Raw genomic sequence first — 26,416 nt, 5'->3', positions numbered from 1 at the left:
TGCGGATTTCCGCCGAGGGGGAGTCGGCGTCCCGATGGCTCCACCACTTGCCGGAGACGACCGGGCCCGATTATGCCTCGCGCGTTTGCGACTGACACACCATCAAGGGGCATATGACAGACAATCAAATTAAATGCACTATTTAGGTTTCTTTGTCCTATTTTCTATCGCTTGAGTGGCGGCCACGGCAGGACGGGGAGGTGCTCTGTTCTCCCTCGCGCAGCTGCCCGACCTTGCGGCGCGGCCGGGCGAGTTCCGCCTTCTCGTCGCCGGTAAACCAGAACCCTGCGGCGGACCAAGCGGGTCCGCCGATGTGTCCAGGCCCACATCAACTCCATCGTCCAGCTCTCAACCCGCCTGCGGATCAACCATCCCGCGGTCCCGGCGCGGGGCGGGTGTTTTCGCGTACGGGCGTGTGACCTGGGGGCGTTTGGGCTACCGGGTAGTCACATCCCGCACATCCGCATCTGCTGCTTAAAATAACGAATCTCATATGTAGATGCAGGGTATTTTCGCTGCTAGAGTCCGCATGCGCTGCTCGCGAGATGGCCGATCTGAACCCCTGGTCTGCCCCTGAGCGGCATACATCCGCGAGGCAGGCAACCGTTGTGATGCCGTGGCAAATCCGCACCGACGACGCCCGTGCCCCCGCTTTCGGATACCGCTCCGTACCGCGCCATGCGCCTTTGACGCCTATCGCTTGCCGCTTTCGCCCATCAGATGGGGAGATCCACATGAACACAGGACTTCTGCGCCGCTCCGCCACGGGCAGGACGCTGCTCCTGGGTGCCGTACTGACCCTGGCCGTGCCGGGAACCGCCTACGCCAACACCGTGAGCATCACCGTGAAGACCCCCGGGGCCACCAGCGGACCCGCCACCGCCAACGCCGAGATATCGACGCACGCGGACTGTTCCGGCGGCCTGATCTCCGGCGGGGGGATCAACCAGGCCATCGGCACCGGCGCGGGCGTGAACGGCAACCACGTCAACGGCACCTCGCCCAGCTCCGACGGCACCACCGAATACACCGGCTCCACCGGTGTCGTGGGCACTGACGTGACGCACTGGCTCGGCATAGGCGGAACCGGGGGCCAGGTCAACGCCTCCTTCTCCACCACCCCGTACGCGATGTGCTTCACCAGCAACCTGGTCAACCACACCCAGGTCGTCATGAACAAGGCCAACACCCCCACCACCGGGGCGACGGTGGGCCGCGTCACGGCGACCTGCCCGGCCAACACCCGCCTGCTCGGCGGCGGCGCCCGGACCACCCCGGGCAATACGGGCAGCTACAAGGCGATCGCCAGCTTCCCCACCTTCAACAACTCCGCCCACAGCTACGGTGCGAAGGCCGCGGCGGACGGGGAGACCAACCCCGACTCCTGGTCGGCGGTCGGCTGGGACGGCAGCTCCAACAGCGCCAACTACACCTACGCCTACGCGATCTGCAGCGGAAGCGGCATCAACGTCAGCGGCGCCACGGTGAAGGTCCGCCACAGCGAGGTGAGCGGCCCGACCTCCGGGAGCACCGGCCAGACGGCGACCGTGGGCTGCGGAGGCGGTGACGGGAAGCTGGTCAGCGGCGGCGCCGCGGTCAGCGGAGGCAGCGTGACGACCACCGACTTCACCGGCCCGGGTTCGGGCGGCGACCACCTCAACGGAAGCTTCCCCAGCACCTCCGGCGGCGCCGCGGTCAGCGACGGGACCACCACGGCGGCGTACTGGACAGCCGCCGCCCACACCGGCGGTCAGTCCTCGCCCGGTACCCACACCGACGTCTGGGCGCTGTGCGCCGACGACGGCGTCTGAGGCAGCGGTTCCGGACGGCCGGCCACGTACAAGTAAACAAGAGAGAATTCGATGAGCACGAAACTCCGGCGGGGCTCCGCCACCGGCAAGGCCCTGATCCTGGCCGCTCTGCTGACCGTCGCGGTGCCGGGAGCCGCGTACGCCAAGACCGCCGACGTCACCGTCATCACCCCCGGGGCCACCATGGGCCCGGCGACCCCCTTCACCGGGGTCTCCTCGCACGCGGACTGCGCCGACGGCCTCGTCTCCGGCGGCGGCGTCGACCAGGCCATCGGCGACGACGAGATGGCCAACGGCAACCACGTGATGGGCATGGTGCCCAGTGCCGACGGCGCCACCGAGTACACCGACACGCCCGGGACCGTCGGCAGCGACGCCACGCACTGGATGGCGTTCGGCGGAAGCGGGAGCCGCAGCAGCACCGCCTTCTCCACCACCCCGTACGCGATCTGCCTGCACAGCAACCTGATCAGGCACACCCAGGTGGTCATGAACAAGGCCTCCGGGCCCACCAGCGGGCTGTCGTCCAAGCTCGTGACGGCGACCTGCCCGGCCAACACCCGCCTGCTCGGCGGCGGCGCCCGCACCACCCCGGCCAGCGTCGGCAGCCTCAAGCCGATCGCCAGCTTCCCCACCTTCAACGACTCCGAACACCACTTCGGCGCGATCGCCGCGAGCGACGGTGAGGCCGACCCCGACTCCTGGACGGCCGTCGGGGGATCGGCGGCGGACGCGGCGAGGACAACATGACCTACGCCTACGCGATCTGCAGCACGGACGACATCGACCTCAAGCACGTCTCCACGACGGTCCACTTCAGTGAGGTCAGCGGCCCGAACACGGCTTCCACGGGACAGACGGCGACGGCCGGCTGCTCCCGCGAGGACGGGCAACTGGTCAGCGGGGGCGCCGCCATCAGCGGAGGCAACGTGACCACGACCGACTTCAGCAAGGCGACTTCGGGCGGCCCCCACCTCAACGGCAGCTTCCCCAGCGACGCCGCCGGCACCCCGGTCGGCGACGGGGGCTCCAACCCGTCGTACTGGACGGCAGCCACCCACAGCGGGGGTTCGCCCTCCCCGAACAGCTACTCCGACGTCTGGGCGCTGTGCCTGGACGTGCAGCACGGGCACAAGCGGTAGCTCCCCGAGCAACTTCCCCGCAGCGGACCCTCCGGCGCCAGGAGGGTCCGCTCGCTGCCGTATCCGGCCACCCCACACGCCCCCTCTGACTCTGAGCCGCCTACCCCAGTTGGAAGCTCCGGCGCCACGGCATCTCGACCTTGGCAGCTGGTACGGCCGTCACCGGGCCCTTCCCCCGCGCCATGTCGCGGACTTCACCGTCGACCCGGTCAGCTCCGCACGGTCCAGATGCGCGCCGCCGAACTGGCCGCAGAGATCGGAGGCCAGTGGAACCACCTCACCTCGTCCGGTGAAGCGGCCACCCAGACGGTGTTATTCCCGCGGCGTCGTCGCGTGCATCGGTTCCGAGCAGCGAAACAAGGATGCGAGTCAGTAGTCCTGAGTATTACAACGAGGGGATGACCGTCTTGCTCCGTTCCAAATGCGGCACCGCCATCACGCCGGAGCTGGCTGAGCTTGCCGCCGTCCTTGACGTCTCGGACGACGAACGCAACCGGGAGTGTGGGGAGACGACACGCCCGCCGGAGCCCGTCCACCCAACTTCTTCACAACTGCTTTCCGTGGTGAACGTCGGCTCGCAGGCGGACCGTCGCTGAGCTGGGCTAGTTCGGATAAGACCAGCTCGCCGCCCTCGGCCTGGTCCTCAACGGCGGTGGTGCTGTGGACGACGCGGTACATCGACGCCACAGTCGCCCAGCTCCGCGCGGAGGGCCACGAGATCCGCGACGAGGACATCGTGCGGCTGTCCCCGCTCAAGCACAGAAACCTCAACGTCCTGGGTCGCTACAGCTTCAGCGCGTCCGTCCCGCGCGAGGGGCTGCGGCCCCTGCGCAACCCGGACGCGGTCGAGCTGGACGATGATGACGACGGCGGAGAGGAATGAGCCGGGCCGCTCGGGCGGCCCGGCAGTCAATTGTCGAGTTCGTGGGCCTCACAGCCCGGCGGGCTGGACTGCCCCTTGGGGGACCGTCAGCCGGTGCAGCCCGGGACCGCACCGGCCGGGCTGCAGTTGTTCGGCTGGTTGTCGCGAATGACATCGCCGTTCAGGGTCAGGACGCCGGACGCCTTGAAGATGCCGCCGCCGTCGCCCGCCCGGTTGTGGGTGATGGAGTTCTCCTCCAGCGTGGTCGTGCCCAGCCCCGCGGGTCCCCGGCGTGGTAGAGGCCGCCGCCCTGTGCGGTGCCGTCCTTCGCGGTGACCGCATTGTGGAGGACCTTGTTGCGCCTGGCTGTCAGGGTGCCGCCGTCGGGGTTGTCGAGGCCGCCGCCCTGAGCCGTACCGTTCGACGCGTTGACGGTGTTGCCGGTGATGTGGCTGTCAGTCAGTTCGAGCGTGCCGAAGGGGCCCACGCGGACGCCACCACCGCGTGCGGTGCCGTCCTTGGCGACCGCCCGGTTGCCGCTGATCTTCACCTTGCTCACGGTCATCAGGGCGTTGTTCGCGATGCCGCCGCCCTGGGCGACGCCGTTCGGAGCGTCCGAGGTGTTGTCGGTGATGGCGCCGCCGGTCACGGTCATCCTGCCGGGCGCTGGAATGCCGTTGGAGACGGCGGCACGCGCGAACCCGCCCGGGGCGAAGGAACGGTTCTTGCTGATGATGGTGTCCTCGACGGTCGTCTCGGCGAAGCTGATGATGCCGGCCCCGAAGGCGGTGCTCTGGGTGTTCTTGGTGACGGCCGCGGTGTTCCCGGTCAGCCGGGAGCGGGTGACCGTCAGCGGACCGTCATTCGCGATGGCGCCGCCGGCGGCGCCGCCGCCGGATTCGCTCCCGCTGTAGATGACGTGGTTTCCGGTGACTTCGGTCTCGCTCACGCTTCCGGTGCCGGGGCTGTCGATGGCGCCGCCCTGGGCGAACACGTCAGACCGGGACGTGTTGCCGATGAACTTGCTCCGGGTCACCGTCATCGTTCCGGCGTTGGAGATGCCGCCGCCACAGGCCAGGCCCGGGGGGTCGGGGAAAGCAGGGCAGTCCGTGGCGAAGCCACCACTGATCGTCGTGTGGGTGAGCGTGAGGTTTCCCGTCGGTCCTACGAAGAGGATCCGGAACTTCGGCACGTTGCTCTCGCGCCCGTCCCGCCTGATCGTGGCCCCACGCCCGTCGATGGTGATCTCACTGGCGATCACCGGAAGGCCGTTGCCGGGGTTCACGGCGTCCGGAGCCGTCAGCTTGTACGTGCACTTGCGCGCCAGCCGGAGCGTGTCCGGCCCTGGTGAGCTGTTCGCGGCGTTGATCGCCGCGACGAGATCCGGGACCGAGCAGCGAACCTGCACCGTGGCGGCGTGAGCGGCCGGGACGGGGACCGCCACCAGCGCGCCCGCCAGTAGGCCGAGGACGGCCGGGACATGCCGACGAGACATCGGAGACTCCTCTTTCTGCGGTGTACGGCCGGCCGTCAGGGGACCGCAACCAGCCGAGCCCAGCCGACCATGCGCAACCGCCGTCGGCTTCCCGGCATGATCCGTACGGGGGCGCGGACAGCCCGGACGGAGCATGAAGACGTGCGAACGGGCCAAGACGCGCGAACGGGTCCGCCCTGGAGGGCGGCCCCGGCGGATGTCATCCCATTTGCCGAACGTGACGGTGGTCAGAATCTGAGCAGCAGCTGAAACTGGTCGACCCGCTTCTCCAGGTCTCGGTAGCGCTTCGCGAGTTCTGCGCGGAGGGTGCCCTTGCGCCGAGCGGCAAGCCGCAGCGCCGCGTCCGGCCCTCCACCTCGGGCTGGACGACTTTATCCGGAATATCCTCGTAAGTCGGGTCCGCGCCCGTGCGTCGAACGTGAGCACCTGTGACTCCCGCATGACGGGGCCGGCGGACGGGAAACGCAGGTAGTGGCGGAGAATCCGGTCCCAGTCGAGGCCGCCAGCCGTGCTCGGGTCCGTGTTGACCTCCGTCACCAGGTGGCGGGCGACGGTCATCGACGCGAACCGGGCGAGCCGGCGGGTCTCCTCGTGGACGGGCAGGCTCTTCCCGGTGCCCTTGGACATCAGGGTGTGGGTACCGATGTGCTCACCGCTGGCGCCGTTGTCCGACCGGGGGTCCAGGGCATTTCCCGGGCCGAAGTCACGGGCGGTGTCGAAGCGCCGGCTGAGCCGGCGGCTGCGTTCCAGTTCCTGCTGGCCCTGGGCGAGCAGATTGATCAGGAACCCGCTGACCCCCGGGGTGAGACCGCTGAAGTCCTCCACCGCATCCCCGGCCGGCCCGCGCCGCCGAGGAACAACGCGTACAGGGACCAGAGGAAGGCCCCTTGGGGGGCGGCGTCGGTCCCGCTGGAGTGATACCGGGTGCGACCGGACCTGCTGCGGAACCGACCCCGTACGTGCCGAGGTGGCATCCCTTCGTGCCCCGACGCCTTCCCCATGAGTAGTCGGTGCGATGCGTCGACGAGTTCCCGGACTTGGCGGAGGCACCCCGAGGCCGCATTCCCGGCCAGAAGCCCCGGCCCGTATGGATGCGTCGGGTTCCTACGTGCGGGTCGGCTTGGGACCGGGTGGACCGGGTGGTTCCGGACAGGTTTTCGAGCGTGCAGGCGCTGCGGAAAGGGTCGGAAGCCTTGACTCTGCACGGTGTCGCCATCGGGTCCGGTGGCCGGTATTCGACCGGATGTGCCGCATTTGCGGATCTCTGACGAACTCGTGGGAGATCTGTACGCTACGGTAACTTCACTGTCCGTTATTCCCTGGACGCCCCTTGCATCCCTCTGTCATCTACTGCCCTGGCACTCCCATGCCCGCGGCGGACCGCCACGGAGAGCGACATACATGAGCACGACCGAATACAGCCGAATAGAAGCCTTAGGCGTCTGCCTGCCGGCAGCCGTACAGACCACCCCTCAACTCGCCGCCCGGGTCCCGGGGCTGGGGGACGTGGACATCGAGAAGATCACCGGGATCGCCGAGCGGCGCGTGTACGACCCCGAACCGGCCGCCGGCGAGGACTCGTTCGGGATGGCCCTGACCGCCGCCCGGGACGCCCTGGCGTCCTCCCGCTACCGGGCCGCCGACCTCGACATCGTCATCTCCGCCTCGATCACGCGGTTCAAGGACGGCGGCCGCTTCACCTTCGAGCCTTCCTTCGCCTCGATGCTCGCGAGGGAGCTGGGGGCCCGCTCCGCCATCCACTTCGACGTCTCCAACGCCTGTGCCGGCATGATGACCGGCGTCTGGCTGCTCGACCGGATGATCCGCTCCGGTGCGGTCCGGCGAGGCCTGGTCGTCAGCGGCGAGCAGGCCACCCGCGTCGCACAGACCGCCGCACGGGAGATGACCGACTCCTACGACCCGCAGTTCGCCTCGCTCTCCGTCGGCGACTCGGCGGCCGCGGTCGTCCTGGACGCCTCCGCCGACCCGGCCGACCGCATTCACTACATCGAGCTGATGACCTGCTCCGAGTACTCCCACCTGTGCATGGGCATGCCGAGCGACCGCACCCCGGGCATCGCCCTGTACACAGACAACAAGAAGATGCACAACCGCGACCGGCTCAGGCTGTGGCCGCGGTTCCACGGAGACTTCCTGGCCAAGAGGGGGCGGGAGTTCGCCGGTGAGGAGTTCGACTACGTCATCCAGCACCAGGTTGGCACGCGTTTCATCGACTACGCCAACCAGATGGCCGAGGCCGAATTCGGCACGCCCATGCCTGCCTCCCTTTCCGTGGTGGAGCGGTATGGAAACACCGCCACGACATCGCACTTCCTGACACTGTGCGAGCACCTCAGGACGGGCAGCGCCCGCCCCGGGGCCAAGTTCCTCCTGGTGCCGGCTGCCTCCGGCGTGGTCACCGGTGCCCTGTCCGCGACGCTCACGAACGTGGGGGTGTGAGCCGTGGGCATGGTCATCACCGCCGCCGCAACCGCTGTCCCCGACGGGTCCGCCCCCGCGTCCGTCGTGGACCTCGCAGGCCGGGTCGCCCGCAGCTGCCTGGCCCGGGCGCGGGTGTCGGCCTCGTCGATCGGCGTGCTCGTCAACGTCGGCGTCTACCGGGAGCACAACACCTTCGAGCCGGCCATGGCGGCCTTGGTGCAGAAGGAGGTCGGCATCAACCTCGACTACATCGCCGACCCCGACCCTGCCGCAGGCTTCTCCTTCGACCTGATGAACGGCGCCTGTGGTGTGCTCAACGCCGTCCAGGTGGGGCATGCACTGCTGGAAACGGGAAGCACCGAGCGGGTGCTGATCACGGCCGCCGACGTGCACCCGGGGGTGACGCGGACCGCGACACCGGCTACCCGTACGCGGACCTGGCCGGCGCCTTCCTGCTGGAGCGCAGCGCCGACCCCGGTGCCGGATTCGGTCCGGTGCGCCACTACACCGCTGACCTGCCCACGGATGTCGAGGGCTACCTCGACACCGACGCCACGGGCAGGCACGGGCGGGCTGCGATCACCGTCCGGCGTGAGCCGGGCCACGGGGAGCGGCTGAGGGAGTTCGCGGCGCGGGCCGTGACCGACTACGCGGAGGAGACCGGCGTAGACCTCGACCGGACGTTCGTGATCGGCCCGTCCGCGGCCCAGGCCGAGGGCGGGGGAGAGCCGCACACCGCGGCGCCGGTCCTGGGCTACCTCCGGGCGATGGACGGCGTACGCCGGGACGATTACGACCAGTTGCTGTTCGTGTCCGTCGGCGCCGGACCCAGCGCGGCATGTGCCGTCTACCGGCCCGAGGGGTGGTGAGCCCCGTGAGGAGCACGAGGTCAGCTACCGGGCAGCCCGCCGACCACGCCGCGGAGCACCTCGCCACCGTGACGGGGACCGTGGCCGGGTGGCTGGAGTGGAACGCCCGCGCCTTTCCCGAAAAGCCGGCCGTCATCCACCCCGACGGGCGCGGCTCCCGCTACCGCACCCTCACCTACGGCCGGTTGCAAGAGACGGTCGAGATGCTGGCCCGCGGATTCGAGCGGGCCGGGATCACCCGGGGCACCAAAACGGTGCTGATGGCCCCACCCGGGCCGGAGCTGTTCGCGCTCACCTTCGCGCTGTTCCGGGTCGGAGCCGTGCCCGTCGTCGTGGATCCGGGCATGGGCGTACGGCGCATGCTGCACTGCTACCGGGCCGTGGGAGCCGAGGCATTCATCGGACCGCCCGTCGCCCAGCTCGTGCGCGTCCTGAGTCGCCGTACCTTCGCAGCGGTGCGCGTGCCCATCACCCTGGGGCGATGCCGGCTCGGCCGCGGCCACACGCTGGCCGCGCTGCGCGCCACCTCGGGAACCGGGAGGCACGAGGAGGCGGCGGCGCTGACCGGCGGGGACGACCTGCTGATGATCGGCTTCACCACCGGAAGCACCGGCCCCGCCAAGGGAGTCGAGTACACCCACCGCATGGCTCTGTCCATCGCCCGCCAGATCGAGGCGGTCCACGGCCGCACCCGCGACGACGTCTCCCTCGTCACGATGCCCTTCTACGGGGTGCTCGACCTGGTCTACGGCTCCACCCTGGTCCTCGCGCCGCTGGCCCCCGCCCGGGTCGCCCGGGCGGACCCGGCCCTGATCGTGGACGCTCTGGAACGATTCCGCGTCACCACCATGTTCGCCTCACCCGCTCTGCTGCGGAACCTGGCCGGGCACCTCACCGGTACCGCACGCGGCCGCCACCCGCTGCCCGACCTGAACTGCGTCGTCTCCGGCGGGGCCCCGGTGCCCGACGCGGTCGTGGCCGCGCTGCGCCGCGTACTCGACGAGAAGGCGCGGATCCATGTGACGTACGGGGCCACGGAGGCACTGCCGATCACCTCGATCGAGGCAGCTGGGATCCTCGGCGACCGCGACCGCGACCGCGACCGCGACCGCGACCGCGACCGCGACGGCGACGGCGGCAGCGGCAGCGGCGGCGACCGTGCCGGTACTGCGGCCCGGTCCGCCGCAGGCGAGGGGACCTGTGTCGGCCAGCCCGTTCCCGGCACCCGCGTGACCATCGCCCCCGTCACCGACGGCCCTCTCGCCCGCCTGGACTCCGAGACCAGCCTGCCGGCCGGGCGCGTCGGCGAGATCCTGGTCCACGGAGACTCCGTCAGCCGGCGCTACCATCGCGCACCGCAATGCGACGCCGCGCACAAGGTGACCGAGGAACGCCCGGGCGGCGAAGCCCCGCGCGTCTGGCACCGGACAGGTGACCTCGGCCGCCTCGACGACGAGGGACGGCTGTGGTTCTGCGGACGCGCCGCGCAGCGGGTCCGCACCGCCTACCGAGACCTGCACACCGTGCGCTGCGAGGGCGTCTTCAACGCCCACCCTCTGGTCCGGCGCACCGCCCTGGTCGGCATCGGGCCGGCCGGCGCGCAACGGCCCGTCGTGTGCGTGGAGACCGAGACCGGGGCGGAAGGCGCGGCTCTCGACGACGCCGGGTGGACGAACCTGGTCGCCGAACTGCGCGCGATGGCCGAGGCACACGCCCCGACGACCGGCATCCAGGAGTTCCTGCGCCACCCCGGTTTCCCCGTGGACATCCGCCACAACGCCAAGATCGGCCGCGAGGAGCTGGCCCATTGGGCCGAGCGGCAGCAGCCCCGGACTGCCCGGCGCCGGCGGGCGGTCCAGATCGTGCCGCTCGCCGGGTGGGCGTACCTTGTCGGCGGGGCGGTGTGGGCCGCGACCGCAGGGGTCCCCGACCTCCCGGCGCTGCGGTGGCTGTGGTGGGCCGACGCCTTCCTCAGCATCGGCGTGCACGCCGCGCAGGTTCCGCTCGCGCTGCCGCGCGGCCGGGCGGCGGGACACGGGACCTCCTCGGTGGTCGGACGCACCATGCTCTACGGTGCGACCTGGTGGCGGTCCCTGTGAAGATTCTGGTCACCGGAGCATCCGGGTTCCTGGGCGGGCACCTGGTCGAGGGTGCCCTGCGCCAAGGCCATCTGGTCCGCGCCCTCGTACGGCCCGGCAGCGATGCGGTACGGCTGCGCTCCCTGCCCGGCGTCGAGGTCGTTACCGGTGATCTCACCGACGGCGGTTCCCTCGGGCGGGCGGCAGAGGGCTGCGAGGCGGTGCTGCACAGCGCGGCACGGGTCGTCGACCACGGCAGCCGCGCGCAGTTCCAGGCCGCCAATGTCACCGGCACGCTGCGGCTGCTGGCAGAGGCGCGGTCGGCGGGGGCGCGGCGGTTCGTGTTCGTCTCCAGCCCGAGCGCGTTGATGCGGGTACGGGAGGGCGACCGTTTCGGCATCGACGAGAGCACTCCGTACCCGGAGCGGTGGTTCAACCAGTACTGCGAGACGAAGGCGATCGCCGAACAGTACGTACGGGCGGCCGACGGGCCGGAGTTCACCACCTGCGCCGTGCGCCCGCGTGGCATCTGGGGCCCGCGCGACCACGCCGGATTCCTGCCGCGCATGGTCGAGGCCATGCGTGCGGCCCGGCTGCCGGATCTCTCGGGCGGCAAGCGGGTCCTGGTGTCGCTGTGCCACGTCGACAACGCGGTGGACGCCTGCCTGCGGGCCGCGATCGCGCCTGCCGGGCGGGTCGGCGGCAAGGCCTACTTCGTCGTGGACCGCGAGGAGACGGACCTGTGGCCCTTCCTGGCCCGGGTCGGCGCCCTCTTCGACTGCCCGCCGCCCGCCCCGCGTATACCGCTCCTCCTCGGCCGCGGGATCGCCGCGGCAGTCGACACCGGATGGCACCTGCGCCGCCGATCCGCGGGAAGAGGCGGAGACACGGACACGGGTCCAGCACTGAGCCGCTACATGATGGCGCTGCTGACCCGGTCGGCGACGTACGACACCACTGCCGCCCGTCGCGACCTCGGCTACGCGGCTCCGCGTACCCAGGCCGACGGACTGCGGGCGCTGCGGAACTGGGTGACGGCGGTGGGCGGCGTCGCCGCCTGGACCGCCGGCCCGTCCCACTCCGCCGACTCCGTCGCATCGGCCTGCCCGGCGCCGCGCACCGCATCCGACCACACCGAACAAGGGAACGCCCAGTCATGACATCCCGTCAGGTCGACGCCGATGACGCCACCCGCTACCGGCGTCCGGTGTCGCCCACCGAGCGCCTCTACCTCGCCGCCGGGGACACCCGCGGGGACATGGCCCTGCGCATCGTCGTCGAAGGGGACGGCGTGATCGACCGCAGACGCCTCCGGGCAGCCCTGGCCCAGGCCGCCGAGGCATGTCCGGGCTCCCGGCTCGTGCGCGTCGGGGCGATGTGGAGCGCCAATGGGCCGTCGCCGCGGGTGCGGTACGCCGCACCGCGCGCCGGTGCGTACGCCGACTCGGCACCGGGGACGGTCGTGCTGCCTGCCGGGCCGTCGCGTCGAGCGGAGCCGCCGGGCTGCGAGGTACTGGTCGTGCCCGGCGGGGAAGGGAAGGTGACCACCACTGTCGTCTTCAGCGCCTCGCACGCGGTGATGGACGGTCACGGCGCCCTGACCTGGGTACGGGAGGTCTTCCGCGCCCTGCGGGGCGACCCCGCCCGGCCCGCGCTCGACGTGGACACCGATGCCGGGCTGCTGCGCCGGCTGGGCAGCACCGGGCCGCGGCCCACACCGAGGCCCGCCCGGCGCTCCCCGCTCGGCACCGCCCACGGCGGCAGCGGCCCGCTCCGGACGATGTGGCTGCGCCGCACCCTGCCCGGTCGTCGCCCCGCGCTCACCGCCCGCCTCGCCCAGAGCCTGACCGACGCCGCACGGCTCGACACCCGCGTCATGGTCCCCGTCGACCTGCGCCGCCACCGCCCCGGGATCGCGGCGACGGGCAACCTGAGCCTGCCGCTGTTCCTGGACCTGCGCCCCGGGGCGGAGTGGACGGCCGCGCACACCCACCTGGTGACCGCCCTTGCCGAGGGCCGCGAACTCGCCACCGGATTCGAGACGGCCCTCGCGGTGCTCCCGCCCGCCGTGACCGCCGGTCTGCTGCGCACTGCCCAGGCCGTGGCGCTGCGTACCGACCGGTATCTCGCCTCGGCCGTCGTCTCCCACCTCGGCCGCCTGGACCTGACCGAACTCTCCGGCGGTGGTTTCAAAGCGTCCACGGCCTACGCGCTGCCCGTACATGCTCCGCTGGTCCCGCTCTCCCTGGTAGCGGCCGAGACCGGCACTGCCACCGAGATCACGCTGGGCGTCCGGGGCAGGGGCCCGGACCTCGCCGCCCGTGCGGCGGAGTTGCTGGACACGACCCTGGCCGGTCTCGACGACAGGCCGGCGGCGGGGGCCCGCCGGGCCGGGCCGGACGCGGCGGCCGAGCGCCCCGCGCCGTCGGTGGCGCGGCCGGATGAGGCCGTCCCGGATGAGGCCGTCCCGGATGGGGCCGTTCCCGGGCCCACCGTCGTGGACGTCTTCCGTGCCCAGGCCGCCCGCACCCCTGACGCGCCCGCGCTCGACGGACCCGAAGGCGTGGTCACGTACGCCGAGCTCGACCGGCGCTCCGACGCGGTCGCGGCCGGGCTCGGGCGGCGCGGCGTCGGACGAGAGGACCTGGTGGGACTCGTCGTCGACCGCACTCCCGCCGGAGTGTGCGCCCTGTGGGGCGTCCTCAAGGCAGGCGCCGCCTACGTGCCGCTCGACTCCGGTCATCCCGGCGCACGGATCAGGGAGATCCTCGAGGGATCCGCCGCCGGACTGTGCCTGACCCGGCGACACCTGGTCGGGGAACTCGCCCCTTTCGTGCCCGGGACCCTGCTCGCCGTCGAGGATCTCCTCGAGGGTCCTGGCCCGCACACCGCCGCGGCGGTCGCCGGCGCGGTCCGTGACGCCGAACCCAGGGCCGCCGCAGAAGTACGGCCCGGGGACCTCGCGTACGTCATCCACACGTCCGGTTCCACCGGCCGCCCCAAGGGCGTGCAGATCGAGCACGGCAGCCTCATGGGATTCGTCCGCTGGATGACCGGCGTCTGTCGGGTCACCGGTCGCACCCGATTCGGCTTCGCCTCCTCCTACGCTTTCGACATCTCCTGCTTCCCCCTCTTCCTGCCCCTGCTGGCCGGCGGTACGGTCGTCCTCGCGCCCGGCACGCCCTCGCCCGCCGTCCTGCGTGCTCTCGTCGTCGAGCACCTCGTGGACTCCCTCGCGCTCACGCCTTCCCACCTCGCCCTCCTCGGCGCCGCGAGCGGCGGCCCCGCGCACTCCCTGCGCACCCTGGTGCTGGGCGGAGAGCCCCTCACCCGCGCTGCTGTACGGTCCGCGCACGCCGCCTTCGGGGCCGGCTGCCGTGTGATCAACGCGTACGGGCCCACCGAGGCGACCGTCGCCGTGCTCGCCCACACCGTGGACGGCGGCGAGAGCGGCGCCACCGTCCCGATCGGCCTTCCCGGCCCGTACGCACGGGTCGAACTCGTCGGCGAGGACGACGAGACCATCGGCAGCGGACCGGGCGACATCGGCCGCACCGGCGAGATCGTCGTACGCGGGGTCCAAGTGGCCCGCGGCTACCTCGGCCCGGCCGCCGTCCGTCGCTCACCCTTCACCACCGGCCCCGACGGCGTCCGCGCCTATCGCACCGGTGACCTCGGCCGCCGACTGGCCGGCGGCGCCGTCGAGTTCGCCGGGCGCATCGACGAGCAGGTCAAGATCGCCGGGCATCGCGTCGAGCCCGCCGAGGTCGTCGCCGCCCTCGAAGCCCACGTTGCCGTCCACCGGGCGGTCGTCCTGCCCCGCCGCCGCCCGCACTCGACGGCGGCCGTGCTCTGCGCATACGTTCTGCCGCACGCCGGGCACCTCGAGGCCTCCGCGACACATACGGACCTGGCCCGCGTCCTGCGGTCCGAGCTCGCCCGGACCCTGCCCGCGCACCTCGTCCCCGCCCATGTCGTCGTGGTCGACACGCTGCCCGGCACGGTCAGCGGCAAGACCGATCTCGACGCCCTCCCCGACCCCTTCACCCGTACCACGCAGTCCGCCGCACCCCCGGCGGACAGTGTGGAGGCGCGTGTCAGGCATCACTGGGCGGCCATCCTCGGCGTTGACGGCACGCTGCTGTCGGCGGACTCCGACTTCCACGTCCTGGGCGGCGATTCCCTGGCCCTCGTCGAGATGCTCACCGCCGTCTCCTCCGACCTGCTGAGCCCCGGCCAGGCCCAGTGGTTCACCAGCGGCCTCGACTGCCTGGTAGGGAACCTGACGCTCGAGCAGGTCTGTTCGCGGCTGGCCGCCGCCCGAGAGGAGGCCGCCGCATGATCTTCGTCGGAGAGGGAGCCCTGCTGCGCCGCGCCGTCACCCATGCGGCCACCCGAGGCCATCCGGTCGACCTGGTCTGCTCCGCCGACCCGCTGGATGCCGCGCCCGCCGAGGCGCCCCACCTGGCGGCGGCGGACGTCAACGACCACGCCGGCACGTTGGCCCGGGCCTGCACCGATGGCATCGTCTGGTCCCTCAACAACCGGCAGATCTTCCGCGAGCCGCTGCTGCGGTCCGAGGGCCTGCGCATCCTCAACATCCACAACGGACTGCTGCCCCGGCACCGCGGACTCCCCTCCATAGCCGTCCTGTTCGCCGTCCTCCACGGCGACACGGAGTACGGAGCCACCGCCCACGAGGTCGACGCCGGCATCGACACCGGTCCGGTCCTGGCCGAACACCGTTTCCCCCTAGGGCCCGAGGACCGCTACCACCAGGTCATGCTCCGCGGAGTCCGAGCCTGCCGCGCCTTGTTCGAGCAGATCCTCCCGTCCGTCGCAGCCGGAACCGCGCACCCCGCACCCCGCGCGGCGGCGGAGCCGTCCGCGTACTACGGCCTGCGCGCCCTGGACCGGCTCGCCGCCTTTTCCGACCACCCCGCCTACACCCGTGCCACCGACCTCGGCCTGTTCGCGGCTCATGCTCCCGAGGTCGCCCGGGCGCTGCTCCGGCTGTCCTCACCGGCTTCGCCACCGGGTGGGACACCGGCGGGCTCGCGCAGCTGCTCGCGGTCCTGACGCTGCATCGCAGCCGTACCTGTGTGGCGTACGCGGGGGATTCCGGACGGAGCTCCAGGAGGTCGAACTGTCGGAACCATTACCGCACTTGGCAGGGCTGCTGGTGTTGTCGGCCGATACTTCCGGTCCTGTCGTGGTGGTCGAGGCTCGTCCGCGCTCCCGTGTTTCAGAAGGGTGTTGTGGGTGCGGCGGTCCTGAGCGGCTGGATCCATGTGGTCTGGCGCCGGTTCGCCGACCATGCCCGGCGCGCCGCCTACCCGCCGGAGGGGCACGACTGCGATAGCCGTGCACGTGGCGGACCTGCGGGCGGCCGTCGGCCGACGGGCCGGCGACCCGGCTGCGACACGCTTGGTGGAGCGGCTCCTGGAGGGCGGCGAGGAGCTCGCCGCCCTCGGGACCTGCACGAGGTCTCCGTACGCCGGGCATCGCACATGCGCGTCGTGCACCCGCTGATCGGCCCGGTCGAGCTGGACTGCCAGGTCCCGCCCGCCCCGGACGGGCACCAGCGTGTGCTCCTGTGCACCCCGCCAGTCGACGGACGCTACCCCCGGTCGAGTTCTGTGACCTCTTCGCACGCTTCCGACAGCAGGACGAGAACCTTGCCGATCTGCTCACGCACCTCCGGGTCGGTGATGAGCCCGTCCATGCCGACCATCTGGGAGGACACCGGAATACTGGCGCAGGCCGATTCCACGATGGCAGCGCCTGTGTAGCCGAGCACCAGGCGCAGCGTAGCCTCCGCACCCTGACCACGCCCGGGGGCAGCGGTGTTCACCCAGGCCGTGGGCTTGTCGCAGATCTCGGAGCCGCCGACCGTCCAGTCGAGCAGGTTCTTGAACGAGCCTGGGAGAGTGCCCGCATACTCCGGAGTGCAGATCAACACCGCTGCCGCCTCGCCAATCGCCGCGCGAAGCTCGGCAACGGGAGCCGGTAGAGGATCGGTGTCATCGTCGGGATTGAAGTGCGGAAGCGCAGCCAACCCCTCGTAAACGACGGTGCGCACGTGAGAGGGGGCTACCGCACGCGCAGTGCTGAGTACCGCTTCGTTGGAGGAACCAGCCCGCAGGCTTCCGGACAGCAAGAGGATCAGAGGCAGCGTAGACACCTCATCACCCTACCGACCCCTGGCCTGCGGCATGCAGGCCGGACTCGCCTGCGCCTGACGTTCGCCGCCCAGGTTGGACGGGAGCGACGGGCCCCTGGCCGGGCGCGGCAGGGCCCTCAGCGCGCTCCGCCGGGGACGGATCGTGCACGTCCCCGGACGACGCCACCGGCGCCGTCCGGACACGGTGGTTCAGTCACAGGCACGCCGCCCGTCCCGCAGGGGCCCGCACCATGGCGATAGGTTGGACCCGTGATCGATTTTCTTGCTGACATCCCGGTCGCCGGCAGCCTGGACGTCGTGTGGCACGCGGGCTGGCCATCGCCCAAGCACGATCCCGCCCCGGAGATCCAGATTCACGCGTACACCGAAAACACGGTGATCCTGCGCCAGAACAAGTCCGTGCACTACGAGGCACCCTTCCTCTTCCTCCTCTTCGGGAACGAGAGCGCGCTGCTCATCGACACCGGCGCCACCTCCGACCCCGGCCACTTTCCGCTGCGTGCGACGGTCGACGCACTGATCGAGGACTGGCTGATGCGCAATCCCCGCGCGCAGTACGGGCTGACGGTTGCCCACACCCACGGCCACGGCGACCACATCGCGGCCGACGGGCAGTTCACCGACAGGCCCGGCACCACGGTCGTCGGCCACGGCCTGGACGAGGTCACGGCCCACTTCGGGCTCGGCGGCTGGCCGCACCGTACGGCCGAACTGGACCTGGGCGGGCGGATCCTCGACCTCGTCCCCGGCCCTGGACACCACTCAGCGGCCCTGGTGTTCTACGACCGGCACACGGGCCTGCTGCTGACCGGCGACTCCCTCTACCCCGGGCGGCTCTATGTGGAAGACCGGGCCGCGTACGCCGAGACCGTGGACCGACTCCTGAACTTCTGCGCGACCCGGCCGGTCACCCACGTCCTTGGCTGCCACATCGAGATGACCACCGTTGCGGACACCGACTACCCCCGTGGCACCACCTACCAGCCGGACGAGCCTCCGCTTCAGCTCACCGCCGCGCATCTGCGCACACTGCGCAAGGCGCTCGCCGAGACTGCGGGACAACCGGGCTCACAGCCCCGCGGCGATTTCATCGTGGTGTACACCTCCTGAGCTAGTTCGGAGGCTTACCAGGGCGCCGGGCGCCCCGTCCGGGTGCGTGGCCAGAGCGTCGCGTCCATGCCCTCGCCTCGGATCAGCTCCATCACCCGGAACGGTGCTTTGTTGTCCCCGGTGCCGGCTTCGCCGAGGGTGCCTGGGCAACCTCGGTGCTCGGGCGAGGGGGCTGGTGGCCATTTGGCCTGGCACGATGATCGAGGCAACGGTGCCGGTCCGGGTACGTCCGATCCGGATCGGGGCCCGTCCCTCGGCGACGTCGAACGCGATGAGGTCGGCCTTCAACCCCTCGTTGCTGCTCTTCTCGAACCAGCCGCCGCACAGGTCCTCGGTGTCCCGGTCCGGGCCAGGCGCTGCGCCCGGGGTTGATTCCTGGGCCCGTCGGAAGCGGTGGAACGGCGCTGTCAGCACCGCCCAGGCCTCGGCATCGGCAATGGCTCCGGTGGCATCGTTGTCAGAGTGGAACCCGGCTGCCGCGATGTCCGCATCCCCGATGTCGTCGGGGTCACTCCTGCACCCGCCTCCCAGACAACCATCGGGTCGGCACTGACGCGCAGCCGGGTGGCGGCACCTTTCCGTCCGTCGAAGTACTCGCCGCCATGCTCGTACGGCGCCTCCGTCCAAGCCGCCTCGACGCGGTAGGTACGGGGGGAATGCGGGCCACGATCTCGCGCCCGTGGTCCTCGGACCATGGGGAGTCGACGATCAACAGACCGCTGGGGGCACGGGCACCGGGGCGTTCGATCCTCTCCCGGCCTGTTGCGGCGCGTGGCTGGTTTCCTGCCTGTCGTCTTCCCGTACCGCCCCGGGTCACCGACTCTGACCGGATAGCGGACCTGAGCTGTACGAGGAGGACCGGCATGAGCGGGATGCGGAACAGGGGTCATGGCAACGTCGCCGCCGACGGCTCGCAGGCATCGGAGATCCCCGTCCCGGAGGGTATGACGGCGTTCGACGACATCTACGACCAGCCGGATCCTCGGGCCTACTTCCGGTCATTGGGCCCCCTGGAATACCAGGCACCCCATCACGGACAGAGCGTCTTCCGGCGGGCGGTTGCGGCCCGCACGGGTACAGTCCGCGCGGGGCAACGACCGGTGACCGTGCTGGACATCTGCTGCTCCTACGGAATCAACGCCGCCCTCCTCAACCACGAGGTGACACTGGACGACCTCTATGCCCACTACACCTCGCCTCAGGCCACTGCGCTCACTACAGCCGAACTGATCGAATGGGACCGCAGCTACTACGCGGCTCGCCGGCGCCAAGATCCGGCCCAGGTGATCGGACTGGACGTGGCCACGAACGCCATCTCCTACGCATGCGAGGTCGGTCTGCTGGAACAAGGCTTCGCTGAGAATCTCGAAACCGCGCCTCCCTCTCCGTCTCTGCTTCGCGCCGCGCGGCACGCCCGGCTGATCACGATCACCGGAGGGGCTACCTTCCTGTCCCCCCGCACCTTCCAACCGATCCTGGCCTTTGCCCAAGACCCGGTGTGGGTCGCGGCCTTCGTGCTCCGTACCACCTCCTATGAGTCCATCGCCACATGCCTGGCTGCGAACGGCCTGGTCACCGAGAAGGCCACCACGCACACGTTCCGGCAACGACGCTTCACAGACGCGGACGAACAGCGATACGCCGTCCAAGCGGTGACCGCGGCCGGCGATGACCCATACGGGAAGGAGACCGACGGCTACTTCCACACGACGCTGCACTTGTCGCGCCCCCTGAAGACGCGAAGGCATTTCCGCTGACCGACCTGATGCCGCGCCTGTGAGTCCAGTCCTGCCTGCACACTCCCCAGCCCAGGCCTGACGCGTTTTGACCCTGAGGTGCTTTCCAGAAGAAGGGGGCAGCTCGAGACAGCGTCGAACGGCATGCCCTGCAGGCGGGCACCAAGGACAGGGCCCTGATCGCCCGTCAGAGCCAAGGGGTGGGCGACCTGTCCGTGTGCCTTCAGCTGGTCGGCTGAGTGTTTCTGTTGGCGCGGAGTGGCATAAAAGGGATCATGTGAGGATGTCTGATCACCTGTCACCCGCATCGCCGACCACAGTGCGACTCACGCAGTACACGAAGACGGAACAGGGCGAAATCCTCGGCAACGGGGACGATCCGTTCGGCGTCGCACACACCGGTCTGACCTGGCTCCCCAAGGAGGATCATTTCGGCATCAGGCTCGGTGGCCGCCTCGTCGCGCACGCCGGCCTGCTCCGACTGCCCCTATCGATCGGAGGTGTGGACACCGAGGTGGTGGGCGTCGGCGGAGTGGCCGTCTCTCCCAACCTACGGGGTCAGGGCCTTGCACGGCTGGTCATCACGGCGGCCCTGGACCATGCACGAACGCTCGGGCCGCAGCACGCGCTCCTCTTCTGCCGCGCTCCACTCGCGCTCTTCTACGAGCGCCTCGGCTGGCAGGCGCTGGACCAGGAGGTCCATGTCGAGCAACACGAGGGACCAGTACCGATGCCACTGCGCACCATGTGGACACCGCTCCATGGCGGAGTGAACTGGCCAACCGGAACGGTGCGCGTGCATTCGTTCCCCATGTAAGGGAACGCCCTTTCAACCTGTACCACCCCTACCCCCCGCGACACTCGCTGAAGCTCCCCACTCCGTTGAACTCCGGACGGCGACGTGGCTGTCGCACAGGGAGCGGGTCACGTGCAGGCCATCGATCTCGAGATCGTCGACGATCATGTCGATCCCTATGATCTGTCCATGATCGAAGGAAAGTTGGTAAGGCTTCGCGCACTGCGTGCGCAGGATGCGGGGCATCACGTTCGGTGGCGCAACGATCCGGAGGTGGTCCACTGGGCCGCCGGCGGGAACCCGTGCTTCGGCCCGGTCACGGCGGAGGCCGTCGAGCTCGGCTTCGAGACGATGCTGCGGCTGAACCCGAAGGAATCGGCCGTCTTCACGGTCGAGGATCTGGCCGACGGCACGGTGATCGGCATGGTGGACTACCGCGAGCTGGACCCGTTCGCCGGGCAGGCCACGGTCGGCGTCACCATCGGCGAGCGGGGCCGCTGGGGCTGTGGCCATGGCTCCGACGCGCTGCGACTGCTGGTGGGGCACCTGTTCGGGGTCCTCGGGCTGCACCGGATCGAGCTCGACACCTGGAGCGGCAACGAGCGGGCGGTCCGCGCCTTCACCAAGGCGGGCTTCCGCGAGGAGGGCCGACGCCGGTCCACGGTGCTGGTGGCGGGCAAGCGCTACGACACCGTGCTGTTCGGGATGCTGCGTGAGGAATGGCCGGACACTACGCGCTGAATGGCGGTGCACCGAACCCGGCGGCTCCACCTGTGTTCCGCGACTGACCGAGCCGGCCAACGCCGCGCCCCGGACGAAGCCCGGGGGAGGAGGGGCACCGCCATCGGGCCGAGCGACATGGCAAGTCGGTCTGCTTGCGGAGTGAACGCGGCGATGAAGGCGACCCCGCCAGTATTCACTGAGATCGGGGCACCCCCACGGTCCGAGCGGGCTTGACCGGTCAGCCGAGGACGAGCGGGAGGCACGCTCCCAACTCGCCCAGTGCGCCTTCTTCGGCGGCGGTCGGAGCGCGTCGGCCGGTGCCGACCAGCAGCGCGTCCTTGTCGGAGAACCCCGGCGGGTACGCCGCCCCGGCGATCCGCTCGAGCAGCGCGCGGGCCGCGGCGAGGCTTTCGGCGGGCGGCCCCGGCGTATTGGGGAGATGCGCGACGAGGTCGAGGTGGTGCAGCGTCCACTCCAGGACGTACGCGGACAGGTAGTCGCCGGCGGTGAGGACCTGGCCGCGGGTGCCGACCCGGGCCGAGGGATCCGCGAGGGCGGCGGCGCGGCCTGCGGCAGCGCCGACGTCGTCGAGGTGGAACCTGAGCAGCCACGGCTCCCCGTACGCGGCGGCCAGGCGCACGGTCAGTGCGTCGAGCGGGTCCTGCGCGGCCGGGGCTGCGCCGACCTCCCAGTAGGTCGCCGCGTCCCTGGTGGGCTCCGTATCGGCGGGGGTGACGAGGGTGATCAGGACGTCCTGGGCATCGATGACGAGGTGGCACACGAGATCCCGCACGAGCCACCCGTCACAGCCGGACGGCCGTGCGAAGTCCTCGTCACCGAGCCCGGCCACCGCCGCCCGCAACGCCGCCCACGAGGTTGAGAAGAGGTCCACGCCCACAAGCTAGTACTCGGACGTGCCGGCCGAGTACCCGTCCGGGGCTGCGGGTGCCGCCGGGCCTGCCGGGCCGGGCACCATGTCCCTCCCGCTCCACTGCCGGAGGGGTTCGCAGACGCGGCGTAGTGGACAGAATCGGCTCATGTACTCAGTGAAGACCGCCCTGACGGCTGCCGCAGCGCTCCTCGCCCTCGCTGCCCCGGCCGCCGCACTCCCCGCCGTTCCGGCCGATCTGGCCGACCGTTCCAAGCCCGCCGCGGCGAGTCCGTGCGACGGTGCCCCGACCTGCTACGTCGACGTGGCGGTGGCCCAGGTCTGGGTGAGCCCCGGGCAGGTCCGGCCCGTGGACGCTCCCGCGACCGCCAATCCCGCGGACATCCGCGGCTGGCTGACGGCCATGTCGCTGGACGAGCGTCGTGACGTAGCCGGGGAGACGCAGGCGCTGCACGGCGTGGAGGTGACCGTCGACCAGACGATGTGGCACGGCGGCCTCCTCTGGGACCACGTATGGGTGCATGGCCAGCCCACTCCCAGGGACCAGGCCGGACGAGGCGCCTACCCAGGTTGGATTCCCGACCGGCAGCTGACCAGCGATCACCGGCGGCCGCCCGGTGGTACGCACCAGGAACGGGTCGGACGCCCCACGGCCCGGGGCTTCACCACCGCCGAGGCCGCCTTCACAGGGGCCGGGTCGGGGCAGGCAGTCGAGTACTCGTACAACACCTCATTCCCCGTGAAGGCCGGCCCGCTGCCCGGCGTCGTCACCGCCTACTCCCACAGCGGTGCCCGGGTGTTCTTCCGAGCCGGTGACCTGGCGAAGGTGCCGGCCGCGCCGCGCGGCGAGGACGTGGTCGCCGCCGCACGCACCTTCATGGGTCTGGACTACCTGTGGTCGGGCACCTCCGGATTCGGCTACGACTGCTCCGGGCTGACCGGCCAGGTCTACTCCGCCCTCGGTATGACGATCCCCCGGGACGCCCAGCCGCAGTTCGACGCGGGTGGCGGGCAGGCACCCGCCGGTTCGGCCGTCGGGGTGCGCATCACCGACACGAAGGACCTGAGGCCCGGCGACATCGTCGCCTTCCGCCCTTCCACCGGCACCGAGGTCACCCACGTCGGCATCTACTCGGGGACGAGGAACGGCGAACCGATGATGATCAACTCGCCCCGAACCGGTGACGTGGTGAGGGAGGAACCCATCGGTTCCACCGGCCGCGTCTACGTGGGTGCCACCCGCTTCCTCACCCGCTGACGTGGGTGCGGCGCCGTCCGACGGGTGATCGCGACCGTCGGCCGGGCTGCGGAGCGGACCATCTGTGCACAGCAGGGCGCCGCGCACCTCCGACCAGAACCGTGCCTGGCGGTTTCCCGATCCCGGCCACCGTGCGGCAGCGGAACCTGCCCACAGGGTCAGACCTGGTGCCTGACCGCGGCCAGGGCGTCCTTGACCTCCCGCACCAGGCGGACCGCGTCCTCGGGGTTGTTCACCACATCGGTGTGGCTCATGTCGACGACGAGGACCTCGCTGGCCGAGTAGTGCTTGTGTACCCAGTCGTCGTAGCCGGACCACAGCGTCCGGTAGTACTCGACGAGGCTCTCGTCCTGTTCGAAATCGCGGCCCCTCAGGCCGATACGGTGCAGCACCGTATCGAAGTCCGCCTTGAGGTAGACCATGAGATCGGGTGCCTTGCGGTACGGCAGGCCGTCGATTTCACGCATCATCTCGTTGAGCAGTCCCTCGTACACCCGCATCTCGAGGGAGCTGATCCGGCCCAGGTCGTGGTTGACCTTGGCGAAGTACCAGTCCTCGTAGATGGACCGGTCGAGGACGTTGTCGCCCTGCTTGTAGGCCTCCTTGATCGAGGCGAACCGTGTCTGCAGGAAGTAGAGCTGGAGGAGGAAGGGGTAGCGCCTCGCCTGGATCTCCTCGGGGCTCGCCGTGTAGAAGAGCGGAAGGATCGGATTGTCTTCCACGCTCTCGTAGAAGACTTCGCTGCCCAATTCCTTGGCGAGGAGTTCGGCCACGCTCGTCTTGCCGATTCCGATCATGCCTCCGACGCAGATCACTGCCATACCTCACTTCTCCCCGGGGGTCTTCCGTTCGTGGCCGGGTGTGCTCGGCGCGTCACACCCCTGAGACGCACGTCGGCGGCCACGCGACTCCGCGGGACCTTCATGATCAGCGTCATGCGGTTCCCGTCCGGCCCAAGGCCCTGGCCAGGCCGTTCTCCTCGACCGGCCTGATCGTTCCGCAGTCGCCGCGCACAGTGACGGTCCGCAGTCCCGCAGCCGCCTTGAATCTTAAATGACGATTCTCCCCGTGCTGGCCAGAGAGCCGGCGTCCGCCTTGGGCCGTCCGTCACGGTCTGGCCCGGTGTCGTTCGAGGAGGGTGGCTACACCCGCGTCCTGCGGGCTGCCGAGACTCGTCCCAGACCTGCTTCAGCAAGGTCTCCGTACCGGCCGTCCCGAGGGCTTTCGTGGGGCCTGGACATCATCGGATCCGACACTGCCTCGTCCCTGCGGATCCCCATCGGCGACGACGCCTACGGATGCCTCGACGAGGCCGAACAGGCCTACCTCGCGGAGTTCGCCGCCGCCCGGATCATCGCCCAGGGAACGCCGCCAACTTGACGAATGGTCAGGCAATCGCTCCCGTGTGCCCCCGGGTACCGGCAGGCCCGCGGGAGCGCAGCGGCGTTGTCAGTGGTCCCGCTTAGCGTTCCGGTCATGACGCGAACCGCACACACCTTCGCCTACGCGGGCTCATCCTCGCTGACCACCGCCGCCGGCACGGGACGGATGCTCGGCCTGGAGACCGCGGGCGGCCTGACGCCGGCCGGGGCCGAGGCCCACCCCCAGTTCTTCGCCGGGTTCCTGAACAGCCCTCAGGCCGCTGCCCGCGCCCTGCTTGCCGTCGCCGACGTGGCCGCCGCCCGTTACTACCGGCGAACCCTGCGGGCCTCCCTCGACCCGGTCGTCACGGGCAACGGCGACCGGCTGCGCTTCGAGTCCTTCTCCGGGTGCTGCGGGGTGTACGCCCGGCTCGACGTGCTCCCCGAGGGACTGGGCGGAGCCGACACCGGCCACGGCACCACCAACGTCGACGTCAACAACCCGCTGCGCGAGGCCCTGTCCCGACTGACCGGCGACGACCCGCTGCACCTGCGCGTCGGCCCCGACGAGCTGACCGTCACCACCCTCGACGGTCCGGTCGTCGAGAAGAAGGTGCCGCTGCCCGACCGCTGGCTGCGCGGTTTCGCCGAATCCCAGGCCATCACCACCAGCTTCGACCTGCGCGCCGAACTCACCGCCGCCGAAGCCGTACGCTTCCTGCGCTCGCTCCCGCGCACTCCCGCGGCCGGCGGCGCCGCGAGCGCCGCCCTGTGGGTGGTGCCCGCCGGTCGTACGCTGCGCCCCACCACCCGCCCCGTGCCCGGTGCGGTCTGCCTGCCCGGCCCGGACCGGCTCGCGGCCCTCCAGCGGGTACTGCGCAACGCGACCGGCCTGCGCGTGTACGGGCCTCCGGCCGACGGCGCCGGGCCCACCGCCTCTGCATGGGAGGTCGGGCTGCCCGGCATGCGGCTCACGCTCACCCTCTCCCCGGAGCCCGACCGTGGGTTCTCCGGCGAGGGCGGCGTCCTGGAGGCCCTTGCCACGGACACGGCGGCCGAGGACGCCGACCTGATCTCCGTGCTGCTGGCCTGGGAGCCGCGCATCGACCCGGCCGACCTGGCCGAGCAGTCCGGGCTGCCCGTAGAGCGCGTACGGGCAGCCCTCACGTACCTCGGCACGGCCGGCCGCGTCGGCTACGACCTCGCCGAAGCCGCCTACTTCCACCGCGAACTGCCCTACGATGCCCGTCGCGCAGAACGCCACAACCCGCGCCTGGTCGCCGCCCGCGCCCTGCTGGCGGAGGGCGCTGTCACGCTGGACGACGGTGCCGGCACCGCCGTCGTCGCCTCCGGGGAACGCCGCTACCAGGTCCGGGGCACCGGCGGCGCCCTCAGCTGCACCTGCCAGTGGTGGGCCGACTACCGCGGCCGCCGGGGCCCCTGCAAGCACGCCCTTGCCACCCGCATGGCCCGGCGGGCCGCCTCGCACCCGGACGACACCACACACGCCGACACCACGCACCCCGACACCACGCACACCACCACCCCCGCCGGAGCCGCACGATGAACGCCACCGCCCAGGAGACTTCCGCGCCCGCCGCGCAGACCGACGTCCCCGCGCGGGAGATCCTCGCCGCCGTCCGGGCCGGACGCGCCGCCG

The 26,416-nt window shown here is 70.8% G+C and carries 23 protein-coding genes and 1 pseudogene; 20 read left to right on the top strand and 4 right to left on the bottom strand.

The window, feature by feature from the left end; translation table 11 throughout:
* Positions 1-734 precede the first annotated feature (734 nt).
* The 5 genes and pseudogenes from JIW86_RS03945 to JIW86_RS03925 all read left to right on the top strand — a co-directional run.
* Positions 735-1,811, top strand: coding sequence for a hypothetical protein (locus JIW86_RS03945; protein ID WP_257552519.1), 1,077 nt, complete (start codon positions 735-737; stop codon positions 1,809-1,811).
* Between the two features lie 51 nt (positions 1,812-1,862).
* Positions 1,863-2,561: a hypothetical protein gene (locus JIW86_RS03940; RefSeq protein WP_257552518.1), complete on the top strand. Its 699-nt coding sequence runs from the start codon at positions 1,863-1,865 to the stop codon at positions 2,559-2,561.
* Positions 2,558-2,953, top strand: a complete 396-nt coding sequence (locus tag JIW86_RS03935; RefSeq protein ID WP_257552517.1) for a hypothetical protein — start codon at positions 2,558-2,560, stop codon at positions 2,951-2,953. Before JIW86_RS03940 ends, JIW86_RS03935 begins: the two co-directional genes overlap by 4 nt.
* A 398-nt stretch (positions 2,954-3,351) precedes the next feature.
* Positions 3,352-3,549, top strand: coding sequence for a hypothetical protein (locus JIW86_RS03930; RefSeq protein ID WP_257552516.1), 198 nt, complete (start codon positions 3,352-3,354; stop codon positions 3,547-3,549).
* A gap of 19 nt (positions 3,550-3,568) precedes the next feature.
* Positions 3,569-3,836, top strand: a pseudogene (locus tag JIW86_RS03925) (Tn3 family transposase); the annotation flags it as partial.
* Positions 3,837-4,002: 166 nt separating this feature from the next.
* Here JIW86_RS03925 and JIW86_RS03920 read toward each other — a convergent pair.
* Complete coding sequence (locus tag JIW86_RS03920; RefSeq protein ID WP_257552515.1) at positions 4,003-5,310, bottom strand: hypothetical protein; 1,308 nt, start codon at positions 5,308-5,310, stop codon at positions 4,003-4,005.
* Between the two features lie 1,401 nt (positions 5,311-6,711).
* On the opposite strand from JIW86_RS03920, the gene JIW86_RS03915 reads away from it, so the two are divergent.
* From JIW86_RS03915 to JIW86_RS42050, 8 genes are all read left to right on the top strand, one after another.
* Positions 6,712-7,770 (top strand): 3-oxoacyl-ACP synthase III family protein, encoded by a 1,059-nt coding sequence (locus JIW86_RS03915; protein ID WP_257552514.1) that lies wholly within the window; start codon positions 6,712-6,714, stop codon positions 7,768-7,770.
* Between the two features lie 3 nt (positions 7,771-7,773).
* Positions 7,774-8,370 (top strand): hypothetical protein, encoded by a 597-nt coding sequence (locus tag JIW86_RS03910; RefSeq protein WP_257552513.1) that lies wholly within the window; start codon positions 7,774-7,776, stop codon positions 8,368-8,370.
* 20 nt (positions 8,371-8,390) lie between these two features.
* A complete protein-coding gene (locus tag JIW86_RS03905; RefSeq protein ID WP_257552512.1) occupies positions 8,391-8,621 on the top strand; it encodes a hypothetical protein in 231 nt (76 codons plus the stop codon).
* 5 nt (positions 8,622-8,626) lie between these two features.
* Entirely contained in the window at positions 8,627-10,720 is a 2,094-nt protein-coding gene (locus tag JIW86_RS03900; protein ID WP_257552511.1) for an AMP-binding protein, read from the top strand.
* Positions 10,705-11,859: an NAD-dependent epimerase/dehydratase family protein gene (locus JIW86_RS03895; RefSeq protein ID WP_257552510.1), complete on the top strand. Its 1,155-nt coding sequence runs from the start codon at positions 10,705-10,707 to the stop codon at positions 11,857-11,859. Before JIW86_RS03900 ends, JIW86_RS03895 begins: the two co-directional genes overlap by 16 nt.
* Positions 11,856-15,041, top strand: coding sequence for an amino acid adenylation domain-containing protein (locus JIW86_RS03890; RefSeq protein WP_257552509.1), 3,186 nt, complete (start codon positions 11,856-11,858; stop codon positions 15,039-15,041). The genes JIW86_RS03895 and JIW86_RS03890 overlap by 4 nt, the downstream gene beginning before the upstream one ends.
* On the top strand, positions 15,038-15,778 hold the full coding sequence (locus JIW86_RS03885) for a formyltransferase family protein (RefSeq protein WP_257552508.1): 741 nt from the start codon (positions 15,038-15,040) through the stop codon (positions 15,776-15,778). The genes JIW86_RS03890 and JIW86_RS03885 overlap by 4 nt, the downstream gene beginning before the upstream one ends.
* Before the next feature lie 210 nt (positions 15,779-15,988).
* Complete coding sequence (locus tag JIW86_RS42050) at positions 15,989-16,231, top strand: hypothetical protein (RefSeq protein WP_416237521.1); 243 nt, start codon at positions 15,989-15,991, stop codon at positions 16,229-16,231.
* A gap of 88 nt (positions 16,232-16,319) precedes the next feature.
* Here the strand turns inward: JIW86_RS42050 and JIW86_RS03875 are convergent, their stop codons facing one another.
* Entirely contained in the window at positions 16,320-16,883 is a 564-nt protein-coding gene (locus JIW86_RS03875; protein ID WP_257552507.1) for an NADPH-dependent FMN reductase, read from the bottom strand.
* A 249-nt stretch (positions 16,884-17,132) separates the two neighbouring features.
* On the opposite strand from JIW86_RS03875, the gene JIW86_RS03870 reads away from it, so the two are divergent.
* The 4 genes from JIW86_RS03870 to JIW86_RS03855 all read left to right on the top strand — a co-directional run bounded on the left by JIW86_RS03870 (position 17,133) and on the right by JIW86_RS03855 (position 21,266).
* The gene (locus JIW86_RS03870) at positions 17,133-17,993 is read left to right on the top strand and encodes an MBL fold metallo-hydrolase (RefSeq protein ID WP_257552506.1); all 861 of its coding nucleotides are present in this window, start codon (positions 17,133-17,135) and stop codon (positions 17,991-17,993) included.
* 863 nt (positions 17,994-18,856) lie between these two features.
* On the top strand, positions 18,857-19,750 hold the full coding sequence (locus tag JIW86_RS03865; RefSeq protein WP_257552505.1) for a hypothetical protein: 894 nt from the start codon (positions 18,857-18,859) through the stop codon (positions 19,748-19,750).
* Positions 19,751-20,012: 262 nt separating this feature from the next.
* Positions 20,013-20,546 carry a GNAT family N-acetyltransferase gene (locus JIW86_RS03860; RefSeq protein WP_257552504.1) on the top strand — a complete coding sequence of 178 codons (534 nt, stop codon included), beginning with the start codon at positions 20,013-20,015 and terminating at the stop codon, positions 20,544-20,546.
* A gap of 168 nt (positions 20,547-20,714) precedes the next feature.
* Positions 20,715-21,266 carry a GNAT family N-acetyltransferase gene (locus JIW86_RS03855; RefSeq protein ID WP_257552503.1) on the top strand — a complete coding sequence of 184 codons (552 nt, stop codon included), beginning with the start codon at positions 20,715-20,717 and terminating at the stop codon, positions 21,264-21,266.
* Between the two features lie 220 nt (positions 21,267-21,486).
* On the opposite strand, the gene JIW86_RS03850 is transcribed toward JIW86_RS03855, so the two are convergent.
* Positions 21,487-22,140, bottom strand: coding sequence for a maleylpyruvate isomerase N-terminal domain-containing protein (locus JIW86_RS03850; RefSeq protein WP_257552502.1), 654 nt, complete (start codon positions 22,138-22,140; stop codon positions 21,487-21,489).
* Between the two features lie 145 nt (positions 22,141-22,285).
* Between JIW86_RS03850 and JIW86_RS03845 the strand changes: the two genes are divergently transcribed.
* Positions 22,286-23,395, top strand: coding sequence for a C40 family peptidase (locus JIW86_RS03845; RefSeq protein ID WP_257552501.1), 1,110 nt, complete (start codon positions 22,286-22,288; stop codon positions 23,393-23,395).
* 158 nt (positions 23,396-23,553) lie between these two features.
* Here the strand turns inward: JIW86_RS03845 and JIW86_RS03840 are convergent, their stop codons facing one another.
* On the bottom strand, positions 23,554-24,216 hold the full coding sequence (locus JIW86_RS03840; RefSeq protein ID WP_257552500.1) for a deoxynucleoside kinase: 663 nt from the start codon (positions 24,214-24,216) through the stop codon (positions 23,554-23,556).
* Positions 24,217-24,517: 301 nt separating this feature from the next.
* Between JIW86_RS03840 and JIW86_RS03835 the strand changes: the two genes are divergently transcribed.
* Both JIW86_RS03835 and JIW86_RS03830 read left to right on the top strand, forming a co-directional pair.
* Positions 24,518-24,775 (top strand): hypothetical protein, encoded by a 258-nt coding sequence (locus tag JIW86_RS03835; protein WP_257552499.1) that lies wholly within the window; start codon positions 24,518-24,520, stop codon positions 24,773-24,775.
* Positions 24,776-24,871: 96 nt separating this feature from the next.
* Positions 24,872-26,323: an SWIM zinc finger family protein gene (locus tag JIW86_RS03830; RefSeq protein WP_257552498.1), complete on the top strand. Its 1,452-nt coding sequence runs from the start codon at positions 24,872-24,874 to the stop codon at positions 26,321-26,323.
* The last annotated feature ends 93 nt before the right edge of the window (positions 26,324-26,416 follow it).

It is taken from the genome of Streptomyces sp. NBC_00162 (assembly GCF_024611995.1).
Taxonomy (GTDB): Bacteria; Actinomycetota; Actinomycetes; order Streptomycetales; family Streptomycetaceae; genus Streptomyces.
The sequence above is the reverse complement of the archived record's forward strand: the minus strand, read 5'-3'. Positions and strand labels throughout refer to the sequence as shown.